Origin of the sequence: Shewanella sp. DW31 (assembly GCF_015767295.1) — a bacterium.
Classification (GTDB): domain Bacteria; phylum Pseudomonadota; class Gammaproteobacteria; order Enterobacterales; family Shewanellaceae; genus Shewanella; species Shewanella oncorhynchi.
The window spans coordinates 17,560-33,286 of record NZ_JADWMP020000017.1; the positions used below are offsets into that span (position 1 = coordinate 17,560).

Genomic DNA, 15,727 nt, shown 5'->3' on the forward strand with positions numbered 1-15,727 from the left:
TCTCTAAAATACAACTTAAGTCAAAAGTTAAGCGTATTTACGCACTTTTTTAAGGGCGATTTGTTGTTTTAGCATGGATAAATGTTCGATAAATACTTTGCCATGCAAATGGTCGATTTCGTGCTGCAACACTATGGCTAAAAACTCATCGGTCTCGATTTCGATAGCCTTGCCAGTTCTGTCTAAGGCTGTCACTTTAACCTTTTCAAAACGTGACACTTTAGCGCGATAACCTGGGATAGACAGACAACCTTCTTCACCGACGAATTCACCTGACTTTTCAACAATCTCAGGGTTAATCAGCACTAAAGGCTGGTCGCGACCGTCAGATAAATCGATCACGATAATGGCATCTGTACTGCCGACTTGAGTTGCCGCTAAACCTATACCATCGTCCGTGTGATACATGGTTTCGATTAAATCATCGATAAATCCCTGAACAGCTTCAATATCTTTTACAGGTTGCGCTTTACGTTTAAGGCGCTCATCGGGAATAGTTAGAATATCGAGTACAGCCATGCCAGTTATCTTCTCTCATCGAGTCAAAAAAATTGGCGCTATTATGGACTATTTGACCATTTACACAATATTTAAGCTAAAAACAGTTTAAATATTTTGTTAGTAATCGAGCTAGCCGATAAAAATATCGAGAAGTGCTTAATCCTTTAAACGTCAAATACCCTCTCATCTTCCGCTAAGCCATGCTTTACCGTTACACTAGCGTGAACTCATCAAGCAAAAGTTTTTGAGCGTGATTCTTTGTGAGTGAATACCATTAAGCTGAGGGTTAACAATTCAATGGCATCGTTTCCTAAAGAAAAATCACCACTGTATCAATATCTTGAACAAGATAAACAGAGTGTAGCGAGAAAACAGCCCCAAGCAGTGGACTTGTCTCCTATGGCGAAAATCTGGCATATCGTCGCCATGATCCCGCAGGGTAAAATCAGCAGCTATGGCAAAATTGCCGATTATGCAGGATTACCGGGACGAGCGCGTTATGTGTCAAAAGCGCTGAAAGCAGCTCCCGAACATTTGTCACTCCCTTGGCATAGGGTACTCAATAGTCAAGGCAAAATATCCTTCGAGAAAAATTCAACCTTCTTTCAAGAACAGATGGAATTATTAAGAATTGAAGGGATAACAGTGAACTGCGGCAAAATTAGTTTGTCTGAATACGAGTGGCGCCCGGATCTGGTGACTTTAGTCATGGCAATGCCATTTTAGTTTAATATATTGATCTATAAACTATTTACATCTCTATTTACAGAAACGTCGTCCTCGGCTATAACCTGCTTACAGTCGATCCGATAATTGATTTATGCTCAACTGATTGACCCAGAAACTGTGTAAGTAAGCATGCTACTCGACACTTTTTTATCAACCACTACCGACCATTCTGTAGTGATACAAGGTGAAAACCTGCGACCCAAGGAGCATTCTTTGCGTACCATTCCCACATTATTAGTGAGTTTTACCGTCCTCACTCAAAGTATGTTTGCCATGGCAGCGCCAACGCCGCTAACACCGCAGACGGCCGAATACCAAGTCAACTATGGAGACATTGAATTAGGGAAAGCCAAATACACGCTACCCAATGCCGAAGATGGCGTGTTTAAGTATCGTTTTGATAGCGATCTCAGCCTGTTATTGTTAACCGATGTGCGCCACATCTTGAGTGAATTTACTCAAAATGATACGCAGCTCAGTCCTTTGCGTTACTTACAACAACGCCAAGGTGTCGGGCCTAATTACACGGAGCAAACCGCATTCGCCAAAGCTCAAGGCTTTATTCATACACGTTACAAAGATGAAAAAGGCAAGTTTCCCTATGATGATAAAATCTTTGATCCTCTTATGGTGCAGTTGCAATTTAGGCTAGATATGATGGCAGGCAAAGAAGTGCTCGACTATAAGATGGTCAAGGACAACGAAGTCGATGAATACAAGTTTCATGTGATCGGTAAAGAACGAATGAACATCGACAGCGGCAGTTACGACACAGTCAAAATTGAAGTCGTGCGTGACAATAAAAAACGTCAAACCTTCTTCTGGATGGCGCCTGACTTAGCGTATTTGCCCGTGAGGTTAACTCACTTTGAAAAAGGCAGTAAGCAACTCGATATTAAGTTACTTAAATATCACTTCGATGAAGTGCCGAACCAAGAAACCATACCTGCAGACATTGCAGAGAAACCGCTAGTGCCTAAACTACTCGGCACGACTGAAGGTTAATCGGTAAGGCGTTGAGTTAAGATGTATAAACTTAACCCAATGATACAAAGCCTTAGCTTAACAATACTGAACTAAAGCCAAACTCATATCGAATAAAACCCAACCGTATACCTAACTGAACTATATCTAACTGAACTTAGGGCCTACCTCTAAGTTCGGTTTCGGTTAATGTTCATCGCTAATGGTTCATCACTGATTGCTAGAAGGTATGTTAGATACTGACTCGAACTTTTTAATAAAGTGACCTGAACAAAACAAAATCAACCGTAAATCCGCTCGCCCTCATTATTTAGCTCAACGGCATAACATCAGAGATCGATTAACAGCTCACCCAATCTAAACAGCTTCCAGTTACCCGGCTGCATAACGCGCCACTGTTCATTTTCGGTCAACGGGCGAGTCGCAATCACAGTCACCACATCATGGGCGGTAGTTTCCTTATCAAAATCAATCACCACATCGGTATCGATAAGTTTCGCTTTACCAAACGGCGCGCGGCGAGTGATGTAACATAAGTTATTACTGCAATAGCTCATTAAATGCTCGCCATCGCTCAATATCATGTTGAACACACCTAAGGCACGGATTTGCTCGGCCAACGTTGCGACGTAATGGAAAACTGCCAACATATCTTCAGGTTTAGTACCGCCAAACTTCTGGGCGACTTGTTCCAAAATCCAACAGAAAGCAAGTTCGCTATCGGTATCGCCTACGGGTTGATAGCGCGAGACATGAAACTTGGGCAGATAGTCCGTCAATTGACCATTATGGGCATAGGTCCAATAACGTCCCCATAATTCGCGGGTAAAAGGATGAGTATTCTCTAAAGACACACAACCGCGATTCGCCTGACGAATGTGGCTTATCACCACTTCACTTTTAATCGGGTAGGATTTGATCAATTTTGCAATATGCGATTCGCTACTCGGGCAAGCATCTTTAAAAGTACGGCTGCCTTTCCCCTCGTAAAAAGTAATACCCCAGCCGTCCACGTGGGGACCGGTTACACCACCACGTTGTGCTAATCCCGTAAAACTAAACACAATATCGGTCGGCACATTGGCGCTCATCGCCAGTAACTCGCACATATTTCTCGCCTATCATCAATCAAAAAAACTACTTATTGGCATTGTAACTAGTTGATGACATTTGTGGAATGATCAAAGCTGACAAATAATTTAAACAATTGTTTGAAAAATACTTGTATTAAAATTCTCTTAGGTTTAACTTTTATGCGACACAGGTCTGACCACAAACTATAATTGTGATCGCAATCAATAAAACACTCTATGACCTGTGGTTGGCACTCGGTCATATTTAAGGAGAATTACAGTGACTACCCTACTTTGGATCATCGCCATGATCTTAGTGCTAGGAGCCCTAGCTTACCTTCGGGTATCTTTGCTCACTGCCACTATTACAGCCGCTGTTGTGATGACAGCAGGATGGACACTCGATGTTGTCGGCCCTATCTCTTGGATCGTTTTCCTCGTGATCGCGCTGCCGTTAAATATCAGTGCATTTAGACAAAATGTGATCAGTCGTCCACTGATGAAGGTATATCGCGGCATCATGCCGGAAATGTCTTCAACAGAGAAAGAAGCGATTGAAGCCGGCACCACTTGGTGGGAAGCGGATCTGTTTGCGGGTAACCCGAACTGGAAAAAACTCCATAACTACCCAGTTGCGCGTTTAAGTGCAGACGAACAGGCCTTCCTCGATGGCCCTGTTGAAGAAGTGTGCCGCATGGTGAATCAACACCAAGTGTCACATCAACTTGCCGATCTGCCTGCCGACGTATGGCAATATCTGAAAGATCACGGTTTCTTCGCCATGATCATTAAGAAAAAATACGGCGGTTTAGAATATTCAGCTTATGCCCAATCTCGCGTGTTACAAAAACTGGCGGGCTTAAGTAGTGAATTGGCTTCAACTGTTGGCGTACCTAACTCTTTAGGCCCTGGAGAGCTGCTGCAACATTACGGCACGCCAGAACAACAAAACCATTATTTACCGCGTTTAGCCAAAGGCTTAGAAGTACCCTGTTTTGCACTGACCAGCCCAGAAGCCGGTAGCGATGCAGGCTCGATTCCTGACTTTGGTATTGTGTGTAAAGGCCAATGGGAAGGTGAAGAAGTTCTGGGGATGAAGCTGACTTGGAACAAGCGTTACATCACTTTAGCCCCTGTCGCGACAGTATTAGGCTTAGCCTTTAAACTCCGCGATCCAGAGCATCTCCTTGGCGATAAAGAAGAACTCGGCATTACTTGTGCTTTGATCCCTACCGATGTGGAAGGAGTAGAAACGGGTCGTCGTCACTTCCCGCTCAACTGCATGTTCCAAAACGGTCCGACTCGCGGCAACGAAGTATTCGTGCCATTAAGCTTCATCATTGGCGGCCCGAAAATGGCGGGTCAAGGCTGGCGCATGCTGGTGGAATGTTTGTCAGTGGGCCGTGGTATCACACTGCCATCAAACTCAGCTGGCGGCGTGAAAACCGCAGCGCTGGCAACAGGGGCCTATGCTCGCATTCGTCGTCAGTTCAAATTGCCTATCGGCAAGCTTGAAGGTATCGAAGAGCCAATGGCACGCATCGGCGGTAACGCCTATCTGATGGATGCGGTAACCACGTTGACCACTACAGGTATCGACCTAGGTGAAAAACCGTCGGTTATCTCTGCGATTGTGAAATATCACCTGACCGATAGAATGCAGAAATGCGTTATCGATGCCATGGATATTCACGGCGGTAAAGGCGTGTGTCTTGGCCCCAATAACTATTTAGGCCGTGGCTACCAAGCTGCGCCTATCGCAATTACTGTTGAAGGTGCAAACATCCTTACCCGTTCTATGATCATCTACGGCCAAGGTGCAATTCGTTGCCATCCGTATGTACTCGCAGAAATGGAGTCAGCGTTTGATACTGAATCGGGTCAAGGTTTAGCTAACTTCGATGCGGCTATCTTTGGTCACATTGGTTTTGCGACCAGTAACTTCATCCGTAGCTTTTGGTTAGGTCTGACATCAAGCCGTTTCTCTAACGCGCCTTATTCAGATAAAACCAAACGTTATTATCAACAGATGAACCGTTTCAGTGCCAACCTTGCCTTGCTCTCTGACTTAGCCATGGCAACCTTGGGTGGTAACCTTAAACGTAAAGAACGTATCTCTGCCCGTTTAGGTGACTTACTGAGCCAACTGTATCTGGCATCAGCCACGCTGAAACGCTATGAAGATGAAGGCCGTCAAACCGACGACTTGCCATTAGTACAATGGGCAGTTGAAGATGCGCTGTACAAGCTGCAAGCTTCTTTAGACGATTTACTGGATAACTTCCCTATGGGCCTTGGCGGCGTATTACGTGTGGTGATGTTCCCATTCGGTCGTCCACTGAAACGCCCAAGCGATGTGTTAGATCATAAAGTCGCTAAGATCATGCAAACACCGTGTGAAAGCCGTAACCGTTTAGGTAAAGGCCAGTTCTGGACTAATTCTGAGCACAATGCTGTGGGGATCCAAGAACAAACACTACTCGACATCATCGCGTCTGAACCGCTACATGACAAAGTCTGTAAAGCCAGTGGTAAACGTCTACCATTTATGTGGTTAGATAAAGTTGCCGCAGAAGGTAAAGCCTTAGGTGTGTTAAGCGATGCCGAAGTGCAATTACTGGAAAGAGCGGAAATTGGTCGTATGAAATCAATCAACGTTGATGACTTTGACCCAGCAGAACTGCGCCCAGAAGTGGTTTCAACCACTTCACAGGAACGTGCTGCGTAATCCACTCAGTAAGATTTAAACCACAAAAAGGAGGCTAATTAGCCTCCTTTTTTATTCCGATGACAGGGCGTGCCACAACTAAGTGAATTTAGTTGAGTTACGACCTCGACTTTGACCAATGCTTTCATTGCTCAGTATGACTGAACAGTACTATGCAAATGACATTACTATCAGTCCATTGATAAAAGATTACCATGTTAGTAAGTCGCTGACATGCCACTTTAAAAACGGTTCAGTTTTTAAACCTGTAGGGCTTTAGAGCTGATTCAGCCTTAACACTCTTCATCACTCAGGTCTTCAAAGTACCAGTAACCGAGGTTCACCCACTCAGTCAGCTGCATGAGCAAATCGGTATCAGCTAACCAGGGGGCTAAGGCGGCTTTATCTAACTGATTACTATCACACAGGAGTGGGATCACCGCGACCAATTCGGCAGAGAGCTGATACTTATCACCATTAATATAGACAACGCCTTGTCCCACATTGATATCAAAATATAAACAACGCAGTCCGCCGAGGCGAATAAGCGGCTGCTCATCGAGCCATGCGAGCACTTCGTCTTGCGTGATGTCCAACGGCTCATCGGGTAAATCGAGGGCGCATTTAGATTGAGTTAAATAGCGGCCCGAAAACTCGCTCACCAGTTCATCGGTTAACATATTAGTCAGTTGCGTGCGTAACCTCGCTAAATCGCGATTATCAACACAACCACTGCGCGTTGTCAGCTCGCGGTCTGGATCTTCAATCTGCTGTGTGCCTAAATCTTGCTCAGACAGATGATCGGCCAAAGCACTTACCATATCTTTGGCGGAAGCTGTACGATAACCTACTGAAAAACTTAAAGACTGTTCTAAGGTTATGCCGTCATGGGGGAATCCAGGGGGAATATAAAGGATGTCGCCGGGCAATAACTCAGTATCGATAATCGGTTCAAAAGCTTCTGTGTGCAGCAAAGCGGGATGCGCGGCAAACTCTTTGTGCGGCCCCAGATCGCCTACGCGCCAGCGGCGACGTCCCGAACCTTGGCAAATAAACACATCATACAGATCGATATGCGGCCCCACGCCACCGCCAGGAGTGGCAAAACTCACCATCACATCATCTAAACGCCAGCGCGGAATAAAATCAAAACATTGGATCAGGGCTTCTGCATCGGGCACCCAGTTGTTCAAGGCTTGCACGATCAAAGTCCAATCCCGTTCACCGAGATGATCGTAGGAATCAAAAGGGCCAAATTCAGCCTGCCATTGCCCCGCCTGTTGGTACACTCGCCGAGATTCCACCAGCTCATCCATGGCTAAGCCGGCTAACTCTTCGGGCGAGATTAAATCTTGAAAATGTTTGAATCCTTGGCGGATAACCAAAGGTTTTTTCTGCCAATATTCTGCTAAAAATTGCGCGGGTGTTAAGCCATTAATATCGAGTTGCATGGGTCGCTCACAAACCAAACTGTTATTCATAGAGGTAAATGCTAACAGGAAGCGAAACCAAGAAAGCTCGACCGGATCAACAAAGCATTAAGTCTTTTATCAGCGTCAATGTGATAGTGAATTTACTAACGTATTGAATTACAATCGGCTTATCTAAAAGCGTTGCACTGTCAAAGACGGCAATGCTGACACATCATTTATAGAGTCCACATAAGATCTATGCCTACATCTGCAGCTAACACTTTGGTCGTGCTCGACTTTGAAACCACAGGGCTATCGCCTAATCAAGGGGACCGCGCGATTGAAATCGGAGCTGTGCTGATTGAAAACGGCGTGATCACCCAAAGATTTTCAGAGTTGATGAACCCAGGATTTAGAATAAGTCGTTTTATTGAGGACTACACAGGGATCAGCAATCAAATGCTCAGGGATGCAGCGCCCTGCAATGAAGTGATGGCGCGTTTTGCCGACTTTATCGCCGATCATAACTTAGTCGCCCACAATGCGGCATTTGATCAGCGCTTTTTAGACGCGGAATTTGCCCAAATTCGCCATCGCTATCGAGGGCAATTTGGTTGCTCCTTGCTAGTGGCAAGACGTTTATATCAAGCGGCACCGAATCATCAGCTAGGTACTTTAGTGCGCTATAAACAGTTACCAAGCGATGGCACTTTTCACCGCGCCTTAGCCGATGCCGAAATGACTGGCCATTTGTGGCTGGCAATGCTGGCAGACCTTCAGCAAGAGTTCGGTCTCAATGCTCCCACCTTCGAGTTACTGCAAAAAATCGCCAAGAAAACCAAAGCAGATGTGCCGAAGTTTTTACGTCAATATGCGGTTAAGTGATCCCCAAAAGCAAAAAGCCGATAAATCCAAGGATTATCGGCGATGTTTCAATAAGCAAATTAAGTGCTCAACGACTTGCCAGCAAAAAACAGCAAGCTCCTAGCAATAACGGCCTGTCTATAACGGCTTAAGCGGCGCACTATCAATGCCGCAGGAACTGCGAACCACTAAGGTCGTCGGAATAAGCTGCGCACTCACCTCTTGTCCGCGGATAAGTTTGAGTACACTGTCGACTAAAATTTCACCGGCTAATTGGGTGTTCTGCTTAATGGTCGTTAATGGCGGATTGGCAAAACTCGCCACTGGAATATCATCATATCCCACCACTGCAACTTGTTCTGGGACTGAAATGCCCTTCTCTTTCAGCGCACGAATCGCGCCAATGGCAATCAGATCGCTAGCAGCAAAAATAGCATCAAACTGTGCGCCTTTGGCCATCAATGCCATAGCCGCATCGTAACCAGCACTTTCAGTGCTAATTGCCGACACTTGATTAGTGCGATCGACAGCAATATTCGCCATTTGCAGCGCTTTCACATGGCCTAAATATCTGTCCCTAAACTCGGGGCTGTGGCTCGATGCATCGCCTAAAAAGGCAAACGCTTTACGACCAAGGGAAATCAAGTGCTCTGTTGCAATCAAGCCGCCTTGATGATTATCACAACCAATGGAAAGTACTGACTTATTGTTATGCTCAGCGCCCCAGATCACAAAGTGAGTATTCTGCGCGAGCAATCGCTCCAGCTTTTGCTCGTAGTCCATGTAATCGCCGTAACCAAGCAGGATAATGCCGTCAGCTTTATTACTGTCTTCATAATCGGCGTGCCAATCGCTGGACAATTGCTGAAAAGAAACCAATAAATCATAACCTTGCTGCGCCGTTGCTCGGGTAATGGAGCCAAGCATAGAAAGGAAAAAAGGATTGATTAACGAGTCATCGTTGGTGGGGTCTTCACACAATAACAGCGCTAAGGTATGGCTATTTTGGGTACGAAGATTGCTGGCATTTTTATCGACCTTATAATTCAGCTCTTTGGCAATGGTTTGAATACGTTGGCGAGTTTCTAAATTGACTAACGGGCTGTTTCTAAGGGCACGGGAAACCGTTGACTGGGATACGCCAGCACGATAAGCAATATCAATCGAGGTCGCTTTCGATGCCATAAAGAGGATTTAACCTTAATTATTATTTTGCGTCGATACTAAAACAGTTCCACCCACTTGTATAGACGAATGCGTTAACATCCGTCTTACATTAGAGACTCTGGTTAAATGCCGAGCTGATCGAGTAAATCATCGGCTTCATTATCAATGGCACGAGTCGCAATAGCGGGTTTATCGGCCATCTTAACCCAAGGCGAAACATTCGAATTTGAGTCGTTATTTCCCCCAATCGAACTGTGCTGCTCTAACAGACTATCGGGATCGAATTCTTCATCGTAGACAAATTCATCTAAGCGAATGAATTCGGTTTTGTCCATGGCAAACTCGAGGTAAAAAATATGGTTATTTTCAGTCCTAAACGACACTCTACGGGCAACCGCATCGTCTAAGTTAGCGTCGATTGATATGGTTAACTCTTTATTAATCGTCAACATTTTTGGCTGGCTTTGGCTGATTGACGTTTGCAATTCTTTAGAAATTTTATTAATAAAATCCCCTAGAATTTGGTTCATCAGTTCGCCCATCACATTACTCACTTCATCTGACGTATGTGAAAACGCGAGCTCAGACTCAGGCATGCCCATGTTCAGCATGTAGCGACGGTAGATTTCAATCGCTGCAGAGGCGGAAAAGTTGATCACCACTAGGCCTGAAAAACCACCGTCGAAAATCGAGAAACAACCGAGATCAGGTTTAAGACGAGTACGCGCAATACTTTGTACCATACCCGCATGGGTAACATTGCTGGCACTGGTGCTAGAAAGGACGTGGGCGACTGAGTGGCATAACTTCAGTAAAATATCATCTGACGTTACGATAGTATTTGTGGTCATAATCGATTCTCAAACTGAATAATGAATTAATCTTGCGCGTAAAAGCGTAAAAAATCAAAATTAAAACAATTGATTAGCCTAATATAGCAAGATGGCAAAATTAACATAATGCTAACTTATTGATATTTAATAGATCAGATAAAACCTTCAACATAAAGCGACTTATAAAACGGCCTAACTTAATAAGAACATGCCCCATAATGCAACAGATTAAAGTTCCCTATCACTATTCCCTGCTTTAGATCAAAGAAACTCATATTTTATAACGGCTTTTACTTAATTTATGTCACAGACGATTCAATTGAGATTGATTCGCAGGTATATTGATGCACAATAATAAGCCCTTAAGGAATCCAAATGATCACGTTTTTGCGCCGGTTTACCATTTTGCAACGCTTAATGATGATGCTCCTTATGGCCGCGATAGGGACTGTGTGTTTTGCCAGTTTTTCAATTAAAGAGCAGTACAGTAATTTAATTGAGCAGAAATGGTTGCAGATAGACGGTCAGCTCGCCAGCATGTTAAGCGTGATAGATGTGCACCGTCAGGATGCGCTCAAAGGTAAGTTTAGCGAAGCAGAAGCTAAACAAATCGCCGCGGATTTAATCAATCAAACTCGCTATTCAGGTTCAGGCTACTTCATTGTTATTGATGATAATAATCAAATTCTTGCCCACGGGGATAGCGCAAATCTTATTGGCACCTCAGCATTAACCTTCAAGTTACCTAATGGCACAAATCCCTTAGCCACTATGCTGCCATTAGCGCGTGCTAAATCGAAAACAACCCTCGAATACCCTATCGCCGATCCTATGACCCGCGCGATAGAAGACAAGCTTGCTGAAGCCCGTTACTACCCACAATGGGGCTGGACAGTCATCACTGGCGCTTATCTTAGCGATGTCAAAGCTAGCTTAAAGTCAGTCATTATCGACTATCTGATTATCATGTTTTTGATTTCAGTGCCGATTTTTGCCTTCTTCCTTGTGCTTAACCATTCCATCACCTCACCATTAAATGATGCTATTGATGCCCTTGAAGATATTGCCCAAGGCGAAGGCGACTTAAGTCAGCGCATTAATGCTCAAGGTAAAGATGAGATTGCCCATCTCGCCCGCGCCTTCAACATGTTCGCCCAAAAAATTGGCGACATGGTCGGCCATTTACAACCTTTAGGCCAAGCATTAGATAAAGATGCAAAACAGCTTTTGATTGCAGTTGAAGAGTCCAATCAGAGTGCTGAACATATCCACAGAGAAACTGGCAGCGTCGCCACAGCCGTCAATCAAATGCTGTCGACCACCCATGAAATGGCGAGCAACACCCAGCAAGCGGCCGATGCGGCGAACAGCGTAAAAGAACAAGCGCAGCAAAGCCAAGTCGTGATCGACAACACAGTCAGCAACACAGAAAAACTGGTGGCAGAATTAAAAGCCTCTGAAGTCATCACCCAAAAGCTGGGCGTCGCCTCACAGCAAATCGGTAGCATTCTCGATGTGATCCGCAGCATTGCCGAGCAGACCAACTTGCTCGCCCTCAATGCCGCCATTGAAGCTGCTCGAGCAGGGACCCACGGCCGTGGTTTTGCCGTGGTTGCCGATGAAGTCCGCGCCCTTGCTACTCGCACCCAAGACTCGACCAATGAGATCCAAAAAATCATTAGCGAGATCCAATCCGGTGTAGGCTCTGTGATGAAGAGCAACAATCAAACTCAACTGCAATCCGATGAGCTGCAGGCTCAAGCCCACGAAGCGGGTAAAGCCATGGCGGCGATTCTGCAATTGATTGCCCATATCAGTGACATGAACACACAATTAGCCAGCGCCACTGAAGAGCAATCATTGGTGACCGAAGAAATTAATCGAAATATTTGTAATATTTCGGAATTAACCGAAGTCTCAGTAAAAGCTAACGAAAGTAATAGTCATGCAGCTCAGTCACTGCAAGACATTAGCCAGGACATGTCCCGCACCTTAGGCCAGTTTAAAATCTAACTAAAGTGTATGAGAACGGCATGACTTGTCGATTGGGGCGCCATAGGGCGCCCTTTTCTTTGGGTAAACCTTCTGGTAACGCTTGTTAGCCACTATCTCACCAACAATGAATTTCAACGACAAAATCCCATTAACCACAAATTCTCTGTCACGCTAACGTTTGATATGCGGTATGCTTTAGCCTTAAAAATCCAACCGAGACACTGCCATGCGAATGACCTTAGCCGTTCACCCTGAACAGTACACAATTCATAGCTTTAGCCCGAATGCCGTATTGCCCAGTGAGGTTTTTGCACAGGACATGTATTTCATTGGTAAGACCCAAGAAGGTTTATCTTTAGTCGTTTCCAGTGAAATGGAACTCGACAGCTTAGAGCAAGAACCGGGCTGGTGTTGCTTTGAAGTACTCGGGCCACTGGGATTTTCGATGACAGGCATTTTATCTAAAGTGTCTGGCACCTTAGCGGACGAACAAATCAGTATTTTTGCGATTTCGACCTTTGATACCGATTATATTTTAGTAAAAAATAATCGCCTCAAAAGTGCCATCGCCGCCTTGAAAAAACAGGGCTATCACATCATAGAATCGAAAGACGAAATGTAATACCCCTTTAAATATGAGCTCATCTACTATGTACGAAAAAACAGTCACCATTACCGCCAAACATGGCATTCACACCCGTCCAGCAGCCTTACTGGTTAAAGAAGCCAAAACCTTTGACTGTGATGTCATGGTCGAATGTAATGGTAAGCAAGCCAGTGCTAAGAGTCTGTTTAAGCTACAAACCTTAGGCTTATATTCTGGCGTCACGGTAAGAGTGTTTGCTGAAGGTGAACAGGCACAGGCCGCGGTTGAGAAAGTATCTGAGCTGCTCATTACCCTAAGCTAAGCCTTTTCTTACGCTAAAGTGCATTTATCTGCAGGTTTAACCAACACGCAAAAAACTCGCCTCGACCGTCTTGACATGCTAATGCTTTACATACAAACGCTTTACAAGCTTAGCGTCACTCAACTAGACTCGCTATCGCTAACGGACACTCAGTTCAGTGGTTAATTTAGGAAGGGATATGTCAATAACGGGGATTATAGTGTCATCGGGAATTGCCTTTGGACAGGCTCTTCACCTGCACCACACCGAACACCACCTCGATTATCGCCCTATTCCCCTGTCTAAAATCCCTCAACAACAGGGTAAATTTGCCAAAGCCTTGCAAGAACTACAGGCACAACTGACCCACAGCCAAGCTGCACTCGACAGCGACTCCGAAAATTATCAGTTGATCGAAGCCGACTTATTGTTATTAGAAGACGATGAATTAATCGAGCAAGTGAACGATGCTATTCGCACCTTACAATTGTCGGCAAGTGTGGCGGTTGAACGTATTTTTGCCCATCAGGCCAATGAGTTACAATCCTTAGATGATCCCTATTTAGCCAATAGAGCCCAAGATGTGCGCTGTTTAGGCCAAAGAGTCGTCGCGGCGATAAACGGCCATTTAGCTCAAGGGCTCGAAAAACTCGATAGACCCACTATCTTATTAGCGCAGGATTTGACCCCCGCCGAATTTGCCCTACTGCCGCGGGAAAACCTTTGCGGTATTGTACTGAAAACGGGCGGTTTAACGAGCCATACGGCCATTTTAGCCAGAGCAGCCGGCATTCCAGCCATCTTAAGTTGTCAGTTCGACGCAGACTCTATTCCCAACGGTACGCCCTTAGTGCTCGATGCGCTCGCGGGTGAACTTTGTGTCAATCCCAATCCAGACCAACAGGCAAGACTCACAGTCACCTTTCACCATGAACAAGCAAGGCGCGCAGCACTTCAAACTTACAAGGATGTCCCAGCGCAAACCCAAGACGGTCATACCGTGGGACTCATGGCAAACGTGGGTAATCTCAACGACATCACCCATGTCAGCGATGTCGGCGCCGATGGAATAGGTTTGTTTCGCACCGAATTTATGTTGATGAACGTCGCCACCCTGCCCGATGAAAAAGCCCAATACAGCTTATATTGCGATGCATTGCACGCCCTAGGCGGTAAAACCTTTACCATCCGTACCTTAGATATAGGTGCAGACAAAGAACTCCCCTGTTTATGCCAAGAAATTGAAGATAATCCCGCCTTGGGTCTTCGCGGCATTCGCTACACCTTGGCGCACCCAGAATTATTTAAAACCCAATTGAGGGCCATTCTGCGTGCCGCTAACCATGGCCCGATCCGTTTGATGTTCCCTATGGTCAATCAAGTCGAAGAATTGGACGAGGTGTTTGCACTCATTGCCCAGTGCCAAGATGCCTTGGAAGAAGAAGAGAAAGGCTATGGCGAACTTAGCTACGGTATCGTTGTCGAAACCCCTGCTGCGGTATTCAACCTCAACGCTATGCTGCCCAGACTCGATTTTGTCAGCATTGGTACCAACGATTTGACCCAATATGCAATGGCAGCCGATAGGACAAACCCGCAGCTTACCCGTGACTATCCGTCCCTTTCGCCTGCCATTTTAGCCTTAATTAACATGACAATAACCCAAGCTAAGGCCGCTAATGTTAAAGTTTCTCTGTGCGGTGAACTCGCCAGTTCACCGCAAATTGCGCCACTGTTAATCGGCATGGGATTGGACGAACTCAGTGTTAACTTAAGCTCACTCTTAGAAGTGAAAGCGGCCATTTGCCAAGGCAGCATCACACAATTTTCAGCATTAGCGCACACAGCATTACAACAAGATAGAATTGCAAGCTTACAACAGTGTATAACAAGCTATAAATAGAGACATTTATTCGTTATGCTGCGTTACAGAACAAAAACAATGACAAAAACAAGCAAAAGAGGCTCTAGATTATGGGATTTTTAAGCCGAATAAGGCGCTTGGTATCGGGCCAGACTCAATTAGCTGGCGGTATCATGGTATATGCCCCCGTTTCCGGGGATATCGTCGCCATTGAAAAAGTCCCCGACGTGGTTTTTGCTGAAAAGATTGTCGGTGATGGCATCGCTATCGCTCCCAAAGGCGAATTAATTCTGGCGCCTATCGACGGCACCATAGGTAAAATTTTTGAGACAAATCATGCATTCAGTATTGAGTCTCCCCAAGGTTTAGAGCTATTTGTTCACTTTGGTGTAGGTACAGTCGAGCTGAGAGGTAAAGGGTTTAAACGTTTAGCCCAGGAAGGTCAAGAAGTGAAAGTCGGCGATCCGATTCTGTCATTCGATATTGATTATCTAAAAGATCAAGTCGACAGCCTACTCACTCCTGTCGTGCTGGCGAACATGGAAGATGTCAAATACCTCGACAAAGCCCAAGGCAGTGTCACCGCAGGCAAAGACGTGATCTTTACGGTACAGCTCTAATTTAACCATTTCGAATAAATCGTTTATCGATTGTTTTCTGAATAATAAAAGGCTGACTCACCATCATGAGCCAGCCTTTTAAGTTTTGAAA

Annotated in this window: 14 protein-coding genes; 9 read left to right on the forward strand and 5 right to left on the reverse strand. The window is 45.2% G+C overall.

Features of this window, described 5'->3' with window-relative positions; all coding sequences use genetic code 11:
• Positions 1–27 precede the first annotated feature (27 nt).
• On the reverse strand, positions 28–519 hold the full coding sequence (def, locus tag GWI56_RS14460; protein ID WP_011789520.1) for a peptide deformylase: 492 nt from the start codon (positions 517–519) through the stop codon (positions 28–30).
• A gap of 279 nt (positions 520–798) precedes the next feature.
• Here def and GWI56_RS14465 point away from each other — a divergent pair, with 279 nt between their 5' ends.
• Positions 799–1,227, forward strand: coding sequence for an MGMT family protein (locus GWI56_RS14465; RefSeq protein WP_198573279.1), 429 nt, complete (start codon positions 799–801; stop codon positions 1,225–1,227).
• Positions 1,228–1,443: 216 nt separating this feature from the next.
• Positions 1,444–2,235 (forward strand): DUF3108 domain-containing protein, encoded by a 792-nt coding sequence (locus GWI56_RS14470; RefSeq protein WP_198573280.1) that lies wholly within the window; start codon positions 1,444–1,446, stop codon positions 2,233–2,235.
• A 308-nt stretch (positions 2,236–2,543) separates the two neighbouring features.
• Here the strand turns inward: GWI56_RS14470 and GWI56_RS14475 are convergent, their stop codons facing one another.
• Positions 2,544–3,323: a class II glutamine amidotransferase gene (locus tag GWI56_RS14475; protein WP_113939616.1), complete on the reverse strand. Its 780-nt coding sequence runs from the start codon at positions 3,321–3,323 to the stop codon at positions 2,544–2,546.
• A 244-nt stretch (positions 3,324–3,567) separates the two neighbouring features.
• On the opposite strand from GWI56_RS14475, the gene fadE reads away from it, so the two are divergent.
• Complete coding sequence (gene fadE, locus GWI56_RS14480; protein WP_198573281.1) at positions 3,568–6,015, forward strand: acyl-CoA dehydrogenase FadE; 2,448 nt, start codon at positions 3,568–3,570, stop codon at positions 6,013–6,015.
• Between the two features lie 272 nt (positions 6,016–6,287).
• On the opposite strand, the gene GWI56_RS14485 is transcribed toward fadE, so the two are convergent.
• The gene (locus GWI56_RS14485; RefSeq protein ID WP_198573282.1) at positions 6,288–7,445 is read right to left on the reverse strand and encodes a cupin domain-containing protein; all 1,158 of its coding nucleotides are present in this window, start codon (positions 7,443–7,445) and stop codon (positions 6,288–6,290) included.
• Positions 7,446–7,664: 219 nt separating this feature from the next.
• Here GWI56_RS14485 and GWI56_RS14490 point away from each other — a divergent pair, with 219 nt between their 5' ends.
• Positions 7,665–8,291: a 3'-5' exonuclease gene (locus GWI56_RS14490; protein WP_105252595.1), complete on the forward strand. Its 627-nt coding sequence runs from the start codon at positions 7,665–7,667 to the stop codon at positions 8,289–8,291.
• Between the two features lie 117 nt (positions 8,292–8,408).
• Here the strand turns inward: GWI56_RS14490 and GWI56_RS14495 are convergent, their stop codons facing one another.
• Positions 8,409–9,455 carry a LacI family DNA-binding transcriptional regulator gene (locus tag GWI56_RS14495; RefSeq protein WP_198573283.1) on the reverse strand — a complete coding sequence of 349 codons (1,047 nt, stop codon included), beginning with the start codon at positions 9,453–9,455 and terminating at the stop codon, positions 8,409–8,411.
• A 104-nt stretch (positions 9,456–9,559) separates the two neighbouring features.
• Positions 9,560–10,288, reverse strand: coding sequence for a DUF3334 family protein (locus GWI56_RS14500; RefSeq protein ID WP_028760052.1), 729 nt, complete (start codon positions 10,286–10,288; stop codon positions 9,560–9,562).
• Positions 10,289–10,645: 357 nt separating this feature from the next.
• Here GWI56_RS14500 and GWI56_RS14505 point away from each other — a divergent pair, with 357 nt between their 5' ends.
• From GWI56_RS14505 to crr, 5 genes are all read left to right on the forward strand, one after another.
• Complete coding sequence (locus GWI56_RS14505; RefSeq protein WP_028760053.1) at positions 10,646–12,283, forward strand: methyl-accepting chemotaxis protein; 1,638 nt, start codon at positions 10,646–10,648, stop codon at positions 12,281–12,283.
• 208 nt (positions 12,284–12,491) lie between these two features.
• Complete coding sequence (locus GWI56_RS14510) at positions 12,492–12,887, forward strand: ACT domain-containing protein (protein ID WP_198573284.1); 396 nt, start codon at positions 12,492–12,494, stop codon at positions 12,885–12,887.
• 28 nt (positions 12,888–12,915) lie between these two features.
• Positions 12,916–13,173: an HPr family phosphocarrier protein gene (locus GWI56_RS14515; protein ID WP_028760055.1), complete on the forward strand. Its 258-nt coding sequence runs from the start codon at positions 12,916–12,918 to the stop codon at positions 13,171–13,173.
• A 178-nt stretch (positions 13,174–13,351) separates the two neighbouring features.
• Positions 13,352–15,055, forward strand: a complete 1,704-nt coding sequence (gene ptsP / locus GWI56_RS14520; protein WP_198573285.1) for a phosphoenolpyruvate--protein phosphotransferase — start codon at positions 13,352–13,354, stop codon at positions 15,053–15,055.
• Between the two features lie 71 nt (positions 15,056–15,126).
• Complete coding sequence (gene crr, locus GWI56_RS14525; RefSeq protein ID WP_006081821.1) at positions 15,127–15,636, forward strand: PTS glucose transporter subunit IIA; 510 nt, start codon at positions 15,127–15,129, stop codon at positions 15,634–15,636.
• Positions 15,637–15,727 lie beyond the last annotated feature (91 nt).

Coding starts and splice junctions, on each gene's coding strand:
- def (WP_011789520.1), bottom strand. CDS start 519: ATGGCTGTACTCGATATTCTAACTATTCCCGATGAGCGCCTTAAACGT.
- GWI56_RS14465 (WP_198573279.1), top strand. CDS start 799: ATGGCATCGTTTCCTAAAGAAAAATCACCACTGTATCAATATCTTGAA.
- GWI56_RS14475 (WP_113939616.1), bottom strand. CDS start 3,323: ATGTGCGAGTTACTGGCGATGAGCGCCAATGTGCCGACCGATATTGTG.
- GWI56_RS14485 (WP_198573282.1), bottom strand. CDS start 7,445: ATGCAACTCGATATTAATGGCTTAACACCCGCGCAATTTTTAGCAGAA.
- GWI56_RS14490 (WP_105252595.1), top strand. CDS start 7,665: ATGCCTACATCTGCAGCTAACACTTTGGTCGTGCTCGACTTTGAAACC.
- GWI56_RS14495 (WP_198573283.1), bottom strand. CDS start 9,455: ATGGCATCGAAAGCGACCTCGATTGATATTGCTTATCGTGCTGGCGTA.
- GWI56_RS14500 (WP_028760052.1), bottom strand. CDS start 10,288: ATGACCACAAATACTATCGTAACGTCAGATGATATTTTACTGAAGTTA.
- GWI56_RS14505 (WP_028760053.1), top strand. CDS start 10,646: ATGATCACGTTTTTGCGCCGGTTTACCATTTTGCAACGCTTAATGATG.
- GWI56_RS14510 (WP_198573284.1), top strand. CDS start 12,492: ATGCGAATGACCTTAGCCGTTCACCCTGAACAGTACACAATTCATAGC.
- GWI56_RS14515 (WP_028760055.1), top strand. CDS start 12,916: ATGTACGAAAAAACAGTCACCATTACCGCCAAACATGGCATTCACACC.
- ptsP (WP_198573285.1), top strand. CDS start 13,352: ATGTCAATAACGGGGATTATAGTGTCATCGGGAATTGCCTTTGGACAG.
- crr (WP_006081821.1), top strand. CDS start 15,127: ATGGGATTTTTAAGCCGAATAAGGCGCTTGGTATCGGGCCAGACTCAA.